The 1,375-nt window shown below is 38.5% G+C and carries 1 pseudogene; it reads left to right on the top strand.

What is annotated here, in order from left to right:
- A pseudogene (locus Q0296_RS07185) lies at positions 1-1,375 on the top strand (hypothetical protein); the annotation flags it as partial.

Raw genomic sequence — 1,375 nt, 5'->3', positions numbered from 1 at the left:
TTAACTTATACTGAAAACAATAACGACTCAAAACAAAATGTAACACCAGTTTTAATCACCGTACCAAGTGACGCAAAAGTAGGCGATACGCTAAATATCACTATCACAAAACCAGACGGTACAACTGAAAATAGACCTATATCAATCGATCAAAATATAATAGACAATGGCTACACAATACCAGATGTACCAGTTGGCAGTACGGACGGCACAACAAACTATACAAATGCAAATGGTGATGTTATACCAAATGTGCCAAATGAGACTCCAGATACAAGACCAGTACTAATCTTCACAGAAGATCTAAACAATGACACTGGACTTGGCGAGAGCGAAAACAAACAAGATGGCAACAACAGAAGTACAACAGTGGAGATAACTCTTCCAAAAGATGTAGCTGTTGGCGATAAAGTTGTTATCACATATACTGATCCGGTAAGAATTTTTGACGATCCTAATGCAAAACTTACAAAAGAGGTGATCCTTGATCAAGATATGGTAGATAACCTTAAAGTAAAAACAAACCTTCCGATATTCCCAGATGTAAACGTAAAAGCAACTGCACACGTTGAGACTCCAGCTGGCGTTCAAAAGAGCCCAGAGTCATATGAAGATAAGGTGTGGGTTGTGCCAAGAAACGTATCTATCGAGCTTATAGAGCAAAAATCTACAATCGAAATCACAAGAAATGAGAGTATGGGCGAGCACAAAGTAAACGTGACTACTGCTAGGATCACTCTACCAAATAAGATCGATGATGGTGATAAGCTTGAGCTTACAGTAAATGAGCACTCTAAACCTCAATATAAGAGAATTTTCACTATCCATATGGATGAAAAAGGTATGGTTACAAAAGTTACAGAAGATACTGATGGTGGCAAGGAATTCCCAGTTACTGCAACTAGCTTCCATACATTTACTATCGACGTGCCTGGCTTTGAGCTAAGACATGGAGAAAATACTAAGATACATGCTCATGTTGAAAATCATACAAGACATGCTCGTCAGTGGGACGCTGAGGCAAATGCTAGCTTGGAGCACGTAAAAGCACCTGTTGTTAGCTTTGATGAGGCAAAAGGCTCAAAATCTATGAGTAGAGAAAAATCACTAAGTGATAATGACGAATATAGCACAACAGTGACTATCAAAATCCCTAAAAACGCAGTTGATGGCGATAAGATAGAGGTTAAGATCACTGAGCCACAACTTGATGGCACAACAAAAGATAGAACGGTTAAATTTGATATCCATAAAAATGGCTCAACATTTACAGTGACTGATGAAAATGGCAACAATGTACCAGTATCGGATAATGGATTTAAGATCGCTGGTGTTGGTGCTTTAACTAGTGCAAAAACCGTAGTTACAGCTACTA

Origin of the sequence: uncultured Campylobacter sp. (assembly GCF_937890585.1) — a bacterium.
In the GTDB taxonomy this organism is placed as follows: domain Bacteria; phylum Campylobacterota; class Campylobacteria; order Campylobacterales; family Campylobacteraceae; genus Campylobacter_A.
The sequence above is the reverse complement of the archived record's forward strand: the minus strand, read 5'-3'. Positions and strand labels throughout refer to the sequence as shown.